Below are 16,770 nucleotides of genomic sequence, written 5' to 3'. Positions count from 1 at the left end.
GTTAATTCGGTGTCGGGTTTAGCTGCGGCAAAGTGTAGACAAAAGCCTCGCCATTCTTGCAGCCTTGAGCGCCACTTTTATCTAGCGAACGACCAATCTCGGTCATGGCGAGCCAACGGTTCTCACACCACAATGGCGACAACAAAGTTGGTCTACGCGCTGCAGAAGAGACTCGATGATAAATCACCTCAGCCGGAGTACGCTGAATCATATCCGTAGCAATATAGACATACTCTTCTAAAGATGGAGCCTCTAGCTTGCCGGCTTTCCACGCCTTAGCCATAGTGCTGCCTTCAACAATATGTAAGCCGTGCAGTTTGATTCCGTCCGTACCAACGTTTAAAACACGATCTAATGTTTCAAGATTGTCAGCTTTAGTCTCTTTAGGTAGACCAACGATCAAATGGGTACACACCTTGATGCCTAATGCTCTAGCGCGCTTGGTGATACTCTCATAGATAGCGAAGTCGTGACCACGATTGATACGCTTTAACGTTTGATCATTTGCGGTCTGCAGCCCCAACTCTAACCAGATCTCGTAGCCTTGTTCTACATAACCAGCCAGCAGCTCTAATACGGAATCCGGGACACAATCAGGGCGCGTTCCAACACACAATCCAACAATATCAGCACCCGGAGCTTTAAGCGCCTCTTCATACATATTCTTGAGCACCTGAACCTCTGCATAGGTACTGGTGTAAGCCTGAAAATAGGCAAGATACTTTTTAGCTCGTGCAATTTCGCCCGCTCTATCGTTAAGTTGAGCCGCAATACTTTGGACTTGAGTTTTTTCGTCTGCAAACGACGCAACGTTACAAAAAGTACAGCCTCCTCGACCTATGGTTCCGTCACGGTTAGGACAACTAAAACCACCATGTAAAGTCAGTTTATGGACCTTTTCGCCATAGCGACGCTGGAGATCTTGACCAATCGTATTGACCAGTTCGTGTAATTGCATGAGAGGAGCACCAAGCTAAATAAGAATGAATATCAATTTCATCTATGAAAGTTAATTACAGGATTTCATAAATTAAGCCGGGCAGCTTACTGAAAAGCGTTTGCGAGACACCTAACAAATATCAATAAAAATGCAAAAAAACGGCTCTATTTGCCTAATGTTGCACAAATGTTATGCAAAAAATTCAATTCAAAACAAAAAAATGGTCTACATCGTTCAACTTTCATTGCAATTATCCTTAACAAAATTGTAGGATACTTACACATATTGGCGTTTTTTGAGTATTTTATTACAGCTCAAACTTGCTAATAAGTCGGTGTTATCCAAATCCCACCTATATAAACCACTAGTTTGTGGTCAAAAAAAAACGGATATCACTAAGGATTGTTTTTCTCGCAAAATTTTTCCTGCGAGAGACAGAAAGGACTCAAACCGCCAACACAGGGCAGGTTTAGACTCATAAATATAAAAGGACAAGGCTGACGAAGTGCAAACTAGTTACGCCTAGATTTAACTGGAAGGATGTATCTATGGTAGATCAAGAGCAGAACTCACAGGGTCTGTATACTCCTGAATTGGAGCATGACGCTTGTGGTATCGGTTTTGTAGCTCACCTCAAAAACCGTAAGTCTCATGAAGTAGTGACCCAAGCACTAGATATGCTAGCTCGAATGGAACACCGTGGTGGCCAAGGCTGCGATCCGTGTTCAGGTGATGGCGCAGGTATCTTGCTGCAAAAACCACACGAGTTTCTACTTGAAGAGACGGTAAAGCTGGGTATTAAGCTGCCATCTTTTGAAAAATACGGTGTTGGTGTTGTACTTTTCCCTAAAGACGAACACAAGCGTGCACAATGTCGCGACATTCTGGAGCGCAATGCACAACGCCTAGAGTTAGAAGTGATCGGTTACCGTGTGTTGCCAACTGATAACTCAATGATCGGCGCAGACCCACTGAGCACAGAGCCTCAATTCGAGCATGTATTTATCTCTGGTGGTCCAGGTATCACACCTGAAGAGCTAGAGCGTAAACTGTACGTTCTACGTAACTACACGGTTCGAGTATGCCTTGAGAGTGTGTCTAACATTGGTGATGACTTTTACATCAACTCTATGTCTTACAAGACGGTTGTGTACAAGGGTCAACTAACCACTGAACAAGTACCTCAGTACTTCTTAGACCTACAAAACCCAACGATGGTAAGTGCTCTTGCACTGGTTCACTCTCGTTTCTCTACCAATACATTCCCTCGCTGGCGTCTAGCTCAGCCTTTCCGTTACATAGCTCACAACGGTGAAATCAACACAGTTCGCGGTAACCTGAACTGGATGAAAGCCCGTGAAGCGATCATCGAATCTGACCTGTTCACTCAGGCAGAGATCGACATGCTACTGCCTATCTGTCAGGAAGGCAGCTCAGATTCATCTAACTTCGATATGGCACTTGAGCTCCTAGTTCTATCTGGTCGCAGCCTGCCACATGCGTTGATGATGATGATCCCTGAAGCATGGCAAGAAAACAAAAACATGGACCCAACTCGTCGCGCGTTCTACCAGTACCACGCGAACGTAATGGAACCGTGGGATGGCCCAGCATCTGTATGTTTCACAGACGGTGTTCAAGTAGGTGCAACCCTTGACCGTAACGGTCTACGCCCTTCTCGCTACACAGTGACCAAAGATGACTTCCTAGTAATGGCTTCAGAGTCTGGTGTTGTTGAAATCGAACCAGAGAACGTTGAGTTCCGTGGTCGTCTACAACCAGGTCGTATCTTCGTCGCTGACCTAGAGCAAGGTCGCATCATCTCTGATGAAGAAGTGAAAGACGGCATAGCATCAGCACAACCTTACGAGAAGTGGGTTGAAGAGAATCTACTGAGCCTGAAGAAACTGCCAGATGCGAGCAACGAATTCAGCCAGCCTTCACCAGAAAAGCTACTGCACAAGCAGCAAGCGTTTGGTGTGAGCTCGGAAGAAGTTAACGAAATCATTGTACCAATGGCGAAAGACGGCAAAGAACCACTTTCTGCAATGGGTGCCGACTGGCCACTAGCGATTCTTTCGCACCAGTCACAACATCTATCAAACTACTTTAAGCAGCTGTTTGCTCAGGTAACTAACCCGCCAATCGACCCGATTCGTGAGCGTATGGTTATGTCTCTGAACACTTACCTAGGTAAAGATCAGAACCTACTGGCTGAGTCTCCAGAGCACTGTCAAAAAGTAGAGCTTGAGTCGCCAGTTCTTTCTAACTCTGAACTTGAGAAGCTACGTGCTATCGATAACGAGCACCTTCAAGCGAAGACGCTAGACATCGTATTCCAAGCAAGCGAAGACGAAGGCAAACTAGAGCGTGCACTTAAGCGTATCTGTCAGTACGCGGAAGATGCCGTTATCGATGGCTACTCAATCATCCTTCTAACAGACCGCGCGGTTAACTCGAACCACGCTGCAATCCCAGCAATGCTGGCGGTTGGCGCAGTTCACCACCACCTAATCCGTAAGGGTCTACGTGCGAAGTGTGACATTGTGGTTGAGACTGGTGATGCTCGTGAGACGCACCACTTCGCAACTCTGATCGGTTACGGCGCAAACGCAGTCAACCCATACCTAGTTATCGAAACTATGGTTGACCTGCAGCGTACGAAGAAGCTTGATCCGGAAACAAACATTCGCGAGCTGTTCGAAAACTACCGTAAGTCAATCAATGGCGGTCTTCTGAAGATCTTCTCGAAGATGGGTATTTCAACACTGCAGTCTTACCACGGTGCACAGATCTTCGAAGCATTGGGTATCAGCAAGTCTGTGGTTGATAAGTATTTCACAGGTACAGTTTCACGTATCCAAGGTCTAACGATCGATGATATCGCTAAGGAAGTTCTAGTACGTCACCGTATCGGCTTCCCGACTCGTGAAATCCCAGTACAAGTTCTAGATGTGGGTGGTGTTTACCAGTGGAAACAGCGTGGTGAAAAACACCTGTTTAACCCTGAGACTATCTCACTACTACAAGAATCAACGCGCAACAAAGACTATGCCCAGTTCAAGAAATACGCGAAAGCGGTTGATGACCAAGGTGATAACGCAGCAACGCTACGTAGCCAACTAGACTTTGTTAAGAACCCAGCAGGTTCAATCCCGCTAGAAGAAGTTGAGCCAATCGAAAACATCCTTAAGCGTTTCGCAACAGGTGCAATGTCATTTGGTTCGATCTCTTACGAAGCACACTCAACACTGGCAGTAGCGATGAACCGCATCGGCGCGAAATCGAACTCTGGTGAGGGTGGTGAAGATCCTATGCGTTTCGAGCGCAAAGAGAATGGTGACTGGGAACGCTCTGCAATCAAACAGGTTGCTTCAGGTCGTTTCGGTGTGACGTCTTACTACCTAACAAACGCAGACGAGCTACAGATCAAGATGGCTCAAGGCGCGAAACCAGGTGAAGGTGGTCAACTACCAGGTGATAAGGTTGATGACTGGATCGGTGCAACACGTCACTCGACTCCGGGCGTAGGTCTAATCTCGCCACCACCGCACCACGATATCTACTCAATCGAGGATTTGGCTCAGCTGATCTACGACTTGAAGAACGCAAACCGTGCTGGCCGCGTTAACGTGAAGCTAGTATCGGAAGCGGGTGTAGGTACCATCGCATCAGGTGTAGCGAAAGCGAAAGCCGACGTAGTTCTTATCGCTGGTTTCGATGGCGGTACAGGTGCATCACCAATGTCGTCAATTCGTCACACAGGTCTACCTTGGGAGCTAGGTCTAGCAGAAACGCACCAAACGCTTCTGAAGAACGGCCTACGTAACCGTATCGTGGTTCAATCTGATGGTCAGATGAAAACTCCTCGCGACCTTGCAGTAGCAACACTTCTGGGTGCTGAGGAATGGGGTGTAGCAACAGCAGCGTTGGTTGTTGAAGGCTGTATCATGATGCGTAAGTGTCATAAGAACACCTGTCCTGTTGGTATCGCAACACAAAACAAAACGCTACGTGAGCGCTTCGACGGCCGCGTAGAAGACGTAGTGACATTCTTCCAGTACATGGCTGAAGGTCTACGTGAAGTGATGGCTGAGCTTGGCTACCGCACTATCGATGAGATGGTAGGTCAGTCGCACAAACTGAAAGTGCGTGAAGACATCCAACACTGGAAATACAAGAACCTAGATCTGTCTCCTGTGCTTCACATTGAGCAAGCTCGTGATGAAGATGGTGTTTACAACCAAACACAGCAGAACCACAACCTAGAAGAAGTTCTAGACCGTAAGTTGATCCAAGCTGCGATTCCAGCACTTGAAAAAGGCGAAGCCGTAGACGCGGAATTCCCTATCATCAACACGGACCGCTCTGCGGGTACCATGCTATCGAACGAAATCTCTAAGGTTTACAAAGACGCAGGTCTACCTCAACCAATGAATGTGAAATTCAATGGTTCTGCAGGCCAATCTTTCGGTGCTTTCCTTGCTAAGGGCGTTAAGTTCGAAGTGGAAGGTGATGCGAACGATTACTGGGGTAAGGGCCTATCTGGCGGTACGCTAGTACTTTACCCAGATTCGAAATCAACCATCGTTGCAGAAGATAACATCGTTGTAGGTAACGTATGTTTCTACGGCGCGACCTCTGGTGAATCATACATCCGCGGTATGGCGGGTGAGCGTTTCTGTGTACGTAACTCAGGCGCGAAAGTGGTTGTAGAGGGTGTTGGTGACCACGGTTGTGAATACATGACTGGTGGTGTCGCAGTAATCCTTGGCTCAACAGGTCGTAACTTTGCGGCAGGTATGAGTGGCGGTGTGGCTTACGTTTGGGATAAGTCTGGTGACTTCGAAACTAAGCTAAACCCTGAGTTGGTAGACCTAGATCCAATCGAAGAAGAAGATCGTGAACTACTGAAAGAGATGCTAACTAAGCAGGTTCAATTCACAGGAAGTGAAGTTGCTCAGTCTTTCCTAGACAACTTTGAAGTAAGCCTAGCCTCAATGGTTAAGGTTATGCCGCGCGACTACAAAGCGGTACTTCAAAAGCGTAAGGCTGAAGCAGAGCAAGCACAAACGGAACAAGTGGAGGCAGTATAATGGGTAAGCCTACTGGATTTTTAGAGCATGGTCGTGAGCTTCCAAAGAAGCTCGACCCATCAGTTCGTATCGAAGACAACAAAGAGTTCGTACTTAACGAAGAATTTGGCGACAAGATCAATACTCAAGCTTCTCGTTGTATGGACTGTGGTGTCCCTTTCTGTCACAGCGGTTGTCCGATTGGTAACATCATCCCAGAATTTAACGACGCGGTTTACCGTGACAGCTGGGAAGAGGCTTGGAACATTCTAAGCTCTACCAACAACTTCCCTGAATTCACAGGTCGTGTGTGCCCTTCTCCTTGTGAGAGCGCTTGTGTTCTTGGTATCAACCAAGACCCAATCACTATCTGTAATATCGAGAAGACGATTGTAGAAACTGCGTACCGTGAAGGGTACGCAAAACCTAAAACACCTCGCTCTCGCACAGGTAAAACGATCGCGATCATCGGTTCAGGCCCTGCAGGTCTTGCAGCAGCTGAGCAGCTAAACAGTGCGGGTCACTCAGTGACAGTATTTGAGCGTGATGAGAAAGTTGGCGGCCTACTACGCTTCGGTATCCCAGACTTCAAACTGGGTATGGACGTGATTGATCGTAAGATCAACTTGATGGCTGAAGCGGGTGTTGAGTTCAAAGTAAACCAGCACATCGGTGTTGATGTGAATGCACAACAGCTTCGTCAAGAGTTCGATGTGGTACTGCTAACAGGTGGCTCAACGGTTCCACGTGACCTTCCTGTTCCAGGTCGTGAACTAAAAGGCGTTCACTTCGCAATGGAATTCCTTGGTCAAAACAACCGCCGTGCAAATGACATGGATCTTAAAGGTGAAGAGATTCACGCGAAAGACAAGCATGTTGTAGTAATCGGTGGTGGTGATACGGGCTCCGACTGTGTGGGTACGTCTAACCGTCATAAAGCAGCAAGCGTTACTCAGGTTGAGATCATGCCGATCCCACCAGAGAAGCGTCCTGCAAACATGCCTTGGCCTCAGTATCCAATGATCATGAAAACAACCACTTCTCACGAAGAAGGTTGTGAGCGTCACTGGAACATTCTGACTAAAGAGTTTATCGGTAACGATAAAGGCGAAGTCACTGGTCTACGTATCGCAGATATCGTTTGGCAAGATGCTAAGCCTGGTGAGCGCCCAGGGTTTGAAGAAGTAGCAAACTCAGAGCGTGTTATTCCATGTGACATGGCATTCCTAGCAATGGGCTTCCTACACCCAGAACCAACAGGTGTACTTGCTCAATTGGACATCAAACTGGATGATCGCGGCAACGTAGCAACTGACGGCTTCGCAACCAACCAAAAAGGTGTGTTTGCAGCGGGTGATATGCGTACGGGTCAATCTCTGGTTGTACGTTGTATCAACGAAGGTCGTGAATGTGCTATTGCTATCGATGACTTCCTAATGGGCAACTCAAACCTAGAAGCGAAAGCAGACTCTTTGATGCTTTCTGCATAGAATTTTAATAACAATTCCTTCCAAACTTTTGGCCAACACTCTGTGTTGGCCTTTTTTGTTTCTGCAATACAGTACGCTTGTTATTTATCTATTTATCCATTTTTTATGAATTAAGACGAAAAAATGACATGTAACAACAATGATTAATAATCATTATCAACTGGGTTAATAAGTCTAGAAAACACGACAAAACAATAGAAAAAATCACAACTTGGTCATTTTTAGCGCGCATTTACAGATTAATTAACTATTCAAAATCCCCCTAGCTAGAAAACCAACTACTTGCTATCAATTTTTTAACATGATAAGTATGGAGATCGCTTTAAAAGAACAAGAATCGTTCAAATAAGAAAACCAACATTTTCTGCAGGAGCAGTCTAGTTGGTTTCCCCATTCAATGTTGTGAAAGGCTTCACTCACGATTGGGATATAAGCTGAGGCTTCGGCACTGTAGTGATACATGCCAAAGGAACCCGCAGTCTCAACTGCAAGCAATCAAGGAAATGATCGAATGAATCAGGAATATCGCTCGCTTTATGACCGCGAGCATGAACACTCCAGCTGTGGGGTGGGCTTCATCACCGATAAAACTGGTGAACAAACCCATCAACTGCTGTCTCTGGCCCACCAAGCTCTGTGTACTATTCCACATCGTGGAGGTATGAATGCAGAAGGTATTGGTGATGGCGCTGGGGTCAACATTGACCTGTCGATTAACTTTTATCGCCATCTACTCAAGTCCTCAAACCTTGAGTCTGGCGACTTTGGTGTTGCGAACTTCTTCTTTCCTTTCAATCGTGAACACCATGCTCAAGCAAAACAACTCATAGAAGAAAATCTATCTAAGTATCAACTGGATATTGCGCTATGGCGAGAGGTCCCTATCGACCCATCAGCGGTTAACGATGCGTCACGCCAAGTTCAGCAATCGATCCAGCAAGTGGTATTTTTAAATGGTGACTTGTCTCGCAACGCAGATCTTTTCGAACATCAGATCAACCTAGCGTTGGGTGAAATTGAATCTGTAGGCTTCACCGATGATGCTCTATCTGGTTTCTATCCACTGTCAATGAGTTCAAAAACTCAGGTTTACAAAGGACGTCTAAACTCGTGGGAAGTCGTACCCTATTTTAGTGACCTCAGCCACCCTGAGCACCACATCACGACCCTATTCTTCCACACACGTTTTTCAACCAACACTGCGCCAGCTACCATGATGGCTCAGCCTTTCCGTCGTATGGCGCACAACGGTGAATTGAACACGGACAAGAAAAACCGACTCAGTGAAGATGCCATTGCACGTCAACAACAGAAGCGAGTGATCTTTCCAAAAGGTCAGTCAGACTCAGCTCGACTCGACCAAACACTGGCGCGCCGCGTGGTTGAAGATGAGCTAGACATTGTTACCGCTGTATTGGCGATGATGCCACCAGCATGGGAAAACGATGAGCGTCTCTCTCCTGAAGTGAAAGCGATGCTTGAGTACTTCAGTCTTTCTGAAGAGAAAAACGATGGTCCAGCAGCTCTCATTTTCTCCGATGGCCAAAAAGTCGGAGCTCGATTAGACCGACTAGGCCTGCGTCCACTGCGTAGTGTTGAAACAGACCGCTACCTTGCAGTGATGAGTGAAGCCGGCCAGATCGACTTTCCTGCAGAAGAGATTGTGCGCTTTGGACGAATTCAAGCCGGTGGCATGATCTACTTCGATCACGCGACAGGTCGTAGCTACGAGACCAACGAGATCCTCGAAACTCTGGCTAAAGAGCGTAACTATGGCGCTCTACTTGAGTCAGCTCGTATTACTCTTGGCGACCTTGAGACGGCATCTTTAGATAGCGTGACTGAGAACGAAAACTTCAGCGCCTACAGCCGTCATGTGGCCTACTCTCTGAACCAAGAGAGCTTTAAATTCTTCCTCGATCCTATGATCGAGCACGGTGCTGAGAAGATCACTGCGATGGGCTTTGGCTTAGCACCAAACGTGCTGACCGATGAAGAAGGTGGCATGTCCAAGTACTTCAGCCAACGTTTTGCACAGGTCACCAACCCGCCTCTCGACTCTTTACGCGAATCGGATGGTATGACGCTGCGTGTCGCTCTTGGTGCGAAGCCTAATTTCAGCCCAAGCGAAACCGTACAACTGGTTCTCAACTCGCCAATTCTACAACCTCAACAACTTGAACAGATTTTCTCGCAAGATCGAATCAAAGTTGAAACATTTGATGCCCTTTTCAATCCAACATTAAATAGCAGGGAAGATAATTCCGCGCGCGTTGCTGAAGCACTTACTGAACTCTGTGACCAGATTCAGGCTTCGGTTGAGAATGGCACCAATATTGTAGTGCTGAGCGATAAACAGATTGGCAATGGTAAGGCTGCACTACCCGCGATTCTTGTTGCCACAGCCGTCAACCAAAGACTTATTAAACGCGGTCTGCGTTTCGATGCCAGCGTGATTTATCAAACGGGTCAGGCAGCAAGTAGCCATGACATCGCCTGCCTATTAGGTTTTGGTATCTCAGCCGTCTGCCCTATCTCTGTCTACCACCGCGCCAAAACGCTGTGTAACAACCAATCGATTGAGCAAGGCTTAAAGAACTTCCAAAAAGCCTGCGAAAAATCGCTGATGAAGACCATGGGTAAATTTGGCCTTTGTACGGTAGAGAGTTATATCGGTGGTGAGTTCTTCGAGTCTAACTTCCTTGATACCGATTCAGAACAACTCAATAGTTTCTTCCCGAATATCAGCTCGCCAGTTGGCGGTGCACAATTTGATGATCTCGCGTGGAGCTCTGCAAAGTGGCACTTTAAAGCCCTAGCGATCAACGAAGAAAATCAGATCCCGTTACTAGGTCTGTTTAAAGAACGTCAAGATGGCGCGGGCCACAGCTTCGGTAATACCGCGGTTCGTGAATACATCAACATGACGCAGGAAGAGGTGCGCTACGTTGATCCAGTTGCTGAACAAGCGCTTGAATCCACCGTCGCCACTAGCGAAGACGTTGCGTACAAGCAGACAGGTTATGAGAAACTCAGCCCTGAAGAGATCGATAAGTTCCAAGTAACACCCGCTTATCGCGCCTTTGCTGATAACTTGTATCGTGAACGTGAAACTCGCCCTGCAACACTGCGTGATATCTTGCTGCTGCCTCTGAACTTCAATCAGGCGCAAAGTGCGGATGAGTTCTCTCACCTGCTCGACCGCTTCCATTTTGAAGGCAACGTAAACTACTTGTGGTCAGGGCTAGAGGTGCAAGCTTCTTCAGATGTCGCGAACCACTTCATTCTGACACTCAACAACCGCGAGCTGGTTAACTCACTACGAATTGCGATTGAGACCACTTGGTCAGAAAAGATTGAACATGTCGCAGTCGTCGATGAAACCATTGAGCTCACTGCTAAGCCCGTTCTTGAATCCTTCTTATCTCGCGTTAAGACGACAAAGCAGCCGATTGCCCTTGAGCAAGTCGAACCCGCTCACCTTATTACGCCAGCCTTTGCTTCTGGCGCAATGAGTCACGGTGCCCTCAATGCCAACGCTCACCAAGCCGTAGCGCAAGGCACTAACATCGCTGGTGCGATGAGTAACTCGGGCGAAGGCGGTGAACACTCTTCTCGCTTTAACTCCATCAAATCGAGCAAAATTAAACAGTTTGCTTCAGGTCGTTTTGGTGTTTGGGTCGGCTACCTTGCAGACCCGCAGCTTGAAGAGATCGAAATCAAGATCGCACAAGGGGCAAAACCAGGTGAAGGTGGTCAGCTGCCATCACCAAAAGTAACGGTAGAAATTGCCGCTGCCCGTGGTGGTACTCCGGGTGTGGAACTTGTCAGCCCACCGCCCCACCACGATACCTACTCGATAGAGGATTTGGGTCAGCTGATCCATGACGCTAAAGCTGCACGTGTACGCGTGATCGTTAAGCTCGTATCGTCTGAAGGTATAGGTACCATCGCCGTTGGTGTCGCCAAAGCTGGCGCAGACATCATCAACGTGGCAGGTAACACAGGTGGTACAGGTGCTGCAGCCGTAACCAGTTTGAAGAATACTGGCCGAGCTGCAGAAATCGGTATCGCCGAGGTGCATCAGGCTCTAAGTGAAAATGGCCTGCGCGATAAGGTCACACTGCGTTGTTCAAATGCACACCAAACCGGCATCGACGTGATTAAGTCTGCCATCATGGGTGGTGACTCGTTCGAGTTCGGTACCACAGCACTGATGATGCTCAAGTGTGTCATGGCTAAGAACTGTAATGTGAAATGTCCAGCCGGCCTGACGACCAACCCAGAGTTGTACCAAGGCGATCCACGAGCCCTTGCTCAATACTTCCTAAACGTTGCCCACGAGGTTCGTGAGATCTTGGCTCGCCTCGGCTACAGCAGCTTGCAAGAGATCCGTGGTAAGAGTGAGCTGCTTCACCTTGCTAACCACCACAGCATTGTTGGTAAGCTCAATGTCACCGGTCTACTGCGCGAAGTCGACCTTGTTAAGGTTGCGAAACCCGTTTATCTAGAAGCTGACTTCACGCCAGATGACAACCTTATTGAACAGTTACTCGCGGACTACTTTGAACAAGAAGAGCGCAACATTGTTCTGGATGCGGGTAAGCTCAATAACCGCAACAAATCAACAGGTGGTCAACTCTCAATCGATATCGAGCGTGCCCTGAACTACCAAAGCAAGGCGCAACTACACCCAGCAACACTCACAGCGTCCAATGGTCGTCGCTTCTTTGATGCCGAGTCTATCGTGGTCAAAAGCCACGGCAGTGCCGGTCAAAGTTACGCTGCATTTAACAACAGCGGTCTGGTTATGGAGCACACTGGTACCTGTAACGACGGTGTCGGTAAAGGCTCAAGTGGCGGTCACATTGTGGTTCGTTCACCAAGCCAACGTAAACTGAAAGCGGGCAACAACGTCCTTATCGGCAACTTTGCACTGTTTGGCGCAACTGGCGGCCAAACCTTTGTTCAAGGTGAAGCGGGCGACCGTTTTGCAGTACGTAACTCTGGTGCTGTTGCAGTCGTCGAGGGGGTTGGTGACTTTTGTTGTGAATACATGACTAACGGCTCTGTGATCAACCTTGGAGGCTTTGGTAAAGGCTTCGGCAACGGTATGTCTGGTGGTATTGCTTACCAGTACGACATCGACGGTCAATTCGTAAATAGCTGCAGCGCCGACTCGGTACTCACCGTGCCATTGATTGAACAAAACCCGGGATACGAAGAAGCACTTAAGTGGCACCTAGAACAGCACGTTCGCTTTACTGGTTCACTCAAGGCGCAGCGTATTCTCAAAGATTGGCCGACCAGTCGCACCTTGTTCACGCTTGTAGTTCCATTTGCTCTGCTACACAGCCAACATCCAGAGAGTATTCTGACCTCTCACACACGTAAGCAGATGCTGGAAGAACTCATCCAAGGCCAAGCCAATAACCTGATCGAAGCGGTGCATTTTGCCTACCGTGATCAAAAAGCTCTGTCTAATGGATTGAGCCCACAATATGGCGATATGGATACACCGCTCATCTGTGATCTTTTAACCCACAGTGGCGTGCTGCATCGAGCTCACCAACTCGCTAAAAACAGCGCCACTGATGCTCAAGTGATTCAACGTATGTTTGAGCTGAAAGATAAAAAGCTCTACGACCAACTGCTTAAAGACGTTAAGGAAGCGGTCTCAAATTACAGCGATGATGAACTCTCAGTATTGCTCGCGAATAAGCGCATTCAAGATTACAAGGCTTCACTCGAGAGACGCGATGTGTGGGATACCCACAGCCGCGGCACAACTGTGTGGATCATGGCAAGAGAGCAAGATATCAGCAAAGAGATGAAAGCGATTGAGCCAATCAATCAGCGCCTAGCAACGCTTTACTGCTACACCTTTGCCGATGTGATCCGCGAGCAGATCGAACAAGCAGAACAAGAAGCCCATACTCAAAATAATTGGGTCTACAGCTAGGCAACAAGCACGTTCAGCCCTATGAGCATAGTTTTGTTATGTGATTAGGGTGAACATGAGTAGTTAACAACGCTGTAGATTCAAATATGACGAGTATTATCGCCTAAGGACAGGCAAAGTATTAAATAGGAAGAAAAATGAAAGTACCTCATTTGCCACAAGATATACCATTTAATGAAGACCAAAAAACTTGGTTGGCGGGCTTCTTTTCAGGCCTTCATTCACGCCTTTTGGTTAAGGAAGAGTCCGTTGTACATGCGGAGTCTAAGCCTCAAGTAAAAGGGCTAACCATCCTCTATGGTTCACAAACTGGTAACGCAGAGAGCGTTGCCTATGACACTGCAGAGAAGGCCAAAGAGTACGGCTTAACTGCCACCGTTCAAGATATGGATGACGTTGACGCGCAAGTCTTTGTTAAGTCATCGCGTATTCTGATTGTCACCAGTACCTACGGTGAGGGTGAACACCCAGATAATGCAGAGACACTGTGGGAAACCATGAGCAGTGACAATGCACCTCAACTTAGCAACACCTACTTCTCGGTTCTGGCTCTGGGTGACACCAGCTATGACGATTTCTGTTTGGCAGGTAAAGAGTGGGATGAGCGATTGGTTGAGCTTGGGGCAACTCGCGTGACTGACCGTGTCGACTGTGACATCGACTTTGAACAACCTGCAGAAGAGTGGATGATCGCTACCCTACCAGCTATCGCAGCACAGGGTGCAGATAGCGAAGCGGTATCTGGCTCATCACCGGCAGCAAAGCAAAAATCCAAGTACGGTCGTAAGAACCCTCTGCAAGCAACACTTAAACATAAGCGTGTACTGACCAAACAAGGCTCAAGCAAAGAGATCGTACACTATGAGCTTTCACTAGAAGGCTCGGGCGAGTTCTACAAACCGGGTGATGCTCTTAATGTGATCCCAGAGAACCAACCTGAGCTAGTGAGCGCGCTACTCGATCACTTCCAGTTCAGCGGTGATGAGAAGCCATCATGGAATGGCGAAAACCACAGCTTGCGTGAGCTGTTCACCAGTTACCTAGATATCCGAACGCCATCAAAAGAGCTAGTCAAAGCTCTTGCAGAAGCAGCCAGCGATCACCGAGTGATCCAGATGCTAGGCAGTGACGATACCAGTGCACTGAACGACTTCCTATGGGGTAAAGATATCCTCGATCTTGTAAAAGCTTACCCAACAGTGTCGTTGTCACTGGCTGAAATTTTATCTTTGCTAAGACCAATTGCACCACGCGCTTACTCGATCTCATCAAGCTTAAACAAACATAACGATGAAGTTCACCTCACCATTGGCAGCGTGCGTTACAACAATGGTGAAAGAGACTACAACGGTACTTGTTCTACATGGCTTGCAGACCTCGTTGAAGAGGGTAAGAAAGTCCCTTGCTACTTTGCACCCAACAAAAACTTTGCAGTTCCTGAAGATGATAAAGCGCCAATGATCATGGTAGGTCCAGGGACAGGTATCGCGCCATTCCGCGCCTTCCTTGAAGAGCGTGAGGTGCAAGCGTCTCCTGGTGACAACTGGTTGATCTTTGGTGACCGCAATAGCGCTACCGATTATATCTACCAAGAAGAGATCGAAGCTTTACAGCAAAAAGAGGTACTGACTCGACTTGATCTCGCGTTCTCACGTGACCAAGAACAGAAGGTGTATGTACAAGATAAGATGCGCGACAGCGGCGCTGAGCTATTTGCTTGGCTAGAGCGTGGCGGGTACTTCTTTGTCTGTGGCGACGCCTACTACATGGCGAAAGACGTCGATAAAGCACTGCATGAGATTGTTGCTGAGCATGGTGGTCTCGATGACGATGGTGCTAAAGCGTACGTCAATCAGCTCAAAAAACAGAAACGCTACGTACGTGATGTCTACTAGCTCTTTTGCCATAGGTCTTTAAGTTCTAGCTAACACATTAAAAATAAAAGGATCTCATTAGGGATCCTTTTTCCTTTTTAAGTCATATAATTAACCCTTAGTATTATGACGATCATCAATGGGTAAGCCGTATACTCCCATTAAAGACAAAGGAAAAAACAATGAAAAAAGTCGTCTTGCTCTCCACCCTTCTTATCGGCCTCGCAGGCTGTAGCCAAGGAAATCAAACAATGGAAGACAGAACCAAAAAACCATGTGGCGACAAGCCTAACTGTGTCTCAACTCAAGACACTCGTGAACAACACAACATTGCTCCATTTACTCTCGCTGATGGCGTCAGCCTGTCTCAGATTGAAGCGGTCATCTTGCAGCAGCCTAGAACCAAAACAGCCGTAAAGAATGACGATTACTTACGTGTTGAATTTACCAGCAAGATCATGCGTTTTGTCGATGACTTAGAACTCAAAGTTGAAGGCAATAACCTTTTGGTTCGTTCAGAGTCTCGTACTGGTCATTCGGACTTTGGCGTGAACCGCAAACGCGTGGATACCTTACGAGCAGAGCTGACAAAAGCTGGGCTTATTGAGTAATCATACCCGCAGTTGTGATACCGAAGAGAAGTGCACAAGTGCTGTCGCTTGATGCTTCTCTTCCATGCTACAATTTCACCCTATTGTAAAAACAACCTTATTAAGAGACTACACATGAAAATCGGCATCATTGGCGCAATGGAGCAAGAAGTTGCGATCCTAAAATCAGCAATCACAGAGATGACAGAAGTGAAAAAAGGCGGCTGTACCTTTTTCTCAGGTCAGTTAAATGGTGTTGATGTTGTGTTACTGCAATCTGGCATTGGTAAGGTAGCGGCTGCAGTAGGTACTTCTATCCTACTAAGCGAATATCAACCAGACGTGGTTTTAAACACTGGCTCTGCAGGCGGTTTTGATTCAACACTTAACCTGGGCGATGTGGTTATCTCTACTGAAGTTCGTCACCACGATGCAGACGTGACAGCATTTGGTTACGAGATCGGCCAAATGGCAGGTCAACCAGCGGCATTCCAAGCAGATGCGAAGCTAATGGATGTTGCTGAGAAAGCACTAGCACAAATGGAAGACACACACGCAGTGCGCGGTCTAATCTGTACTGGCGATGCTTTCGTTTGCACGGCTGAGCGTCAAGAGTTCATCCGCAAGCACTTCCCATCTGTAGTAGCGGTTGAGATGGAAGCATCTGCAATCGCACAAGCTTGTCACCAATTCGAAGTACCGTTTGTTGTCGTTCGCGCAATCTCTGACGTAGCAGACAAAGAGTCACCAATGAGCTTTGAAGAGTTCCTACCGCTAGCAGCGAAGAGCTCTTCTGAGATGGTGATTAAGATGGTAGACCTACTTAAATAAGTCACTCA

At 47.4% G+C, this 16,770-nt stretch carries 7 protein-coding genes; 6 read left to right on the top strand and 1 reads right to left on the bottom strand.

Going from position 1 to position 16,770, the window contains the following annotated elements:
- Nucleotide 1: 1 nt before the first annotated feature.
- The gene (locus VFDL14_RS03020; RefSeq protein WP_032553140.1) at nt 2–958 is read right to left on the bottom strand and encodes a TIGR01212 family radical SAM protein; all 957 of its coding nucleotides are present in this window, start codon (nt 956–958) and stop codon (nt 2–4) included.
- Nucleotides 959–1,488: 530 nt separating this feature from the next.
- Here VFDL14_RS03020 and gltB point away from each other — a divergent pair.
- The 6 genes from gltB (at nt 1,489) to mtnN (ending at nt 16,762) form a co-directional block, all read left to right on the top strand.
- Nucleotides 1,489–6,036, top strand: coding sequence for a glutamate synthase large subunit (gene gltB, locus VFDL14_RS03025; RefSeq protein WP_032553139.1), 4,548 nt, complete (start codon nt 1,489–1,491; stop codon nt 6,034–6,036).
- A complete protein-coding gene (locus VFDL14_RS0123490; protein WP_032553138.1) occupies nt 6,036–7,505 on the top strand; it encodes a glutamate synthase subunit beta in 1,470 nt (489 codons plus the stop codon). Before gltB ends, VFDL14_RS0123490 begins: the two co-directional genes overlap by 1 nt.
- A gap of 511 nt (nt 7,506–8,016) precedes the next feature.
- Nucleotides 8,017–13,467, top strand: a complete 5,451-nt coding sequence (locus VFDL14_RS03030; protein WP_032553137.1) for a glutamate synthase-related protein — start codon at nt 8,017–8,019, stop codon at nt 13,465–13,467.
- Nucleotides 13,468–13,604: 137 nt separating this feature from the next.
- On the top strand, nt 13,605–15,362 hold the full coding sequence (locus VFDL14_RS03035) for a diflavin oxidoreductase (protein WP_032553136.1): 1,758 nt from the start codon (nt 13,605–13,607) through the stop codon (nt 15,360–15,362).
- 161 nt (nt 15,363–15,523) lie between these two features.
- Nucleotides 15,524–15,952: a DUF1499 domain-containing protein gene (locus VFDL14_RS03040; RefSeq protein WP_032553135.1), complete on the top strand. Its 429-nt coding sequence runs from the start codon at nt 15,524–15,526 to the stop codon at nt 15,950–15,952.
- 114 nt (nt 15,953–16,066) lie between these two features.
- On the top strand, nt 16,067–16,762 hold the full coding sequence (mtnN, locus tag VFDL14_RS03045) for a 5'-methylthioadenosine/S-adenosylhomocysteine nucleosidase (protein ID WP_032553134.1): 696 nt from the start codon (nt 16,067–16,069) through the stop codon (nt 16,760–16,762).
- Nucleotides 16,763–16,770 lie beyond the last annotated feature (8 nt).

The organism is Vibrio fortis (assembly GCF_000695685.1).
Taxonomy (GTDB): Bacteria; Pseudomonadota; Gammaproteobacteria; order Enterobacterales; family Vibrionaceae; genus Vibrio; species Vibrio fortis_A.
Note: the sequence above shows the minus strand (reverse complement) of the source record. Positions and strands in the feature narration are given on the sequence as shown.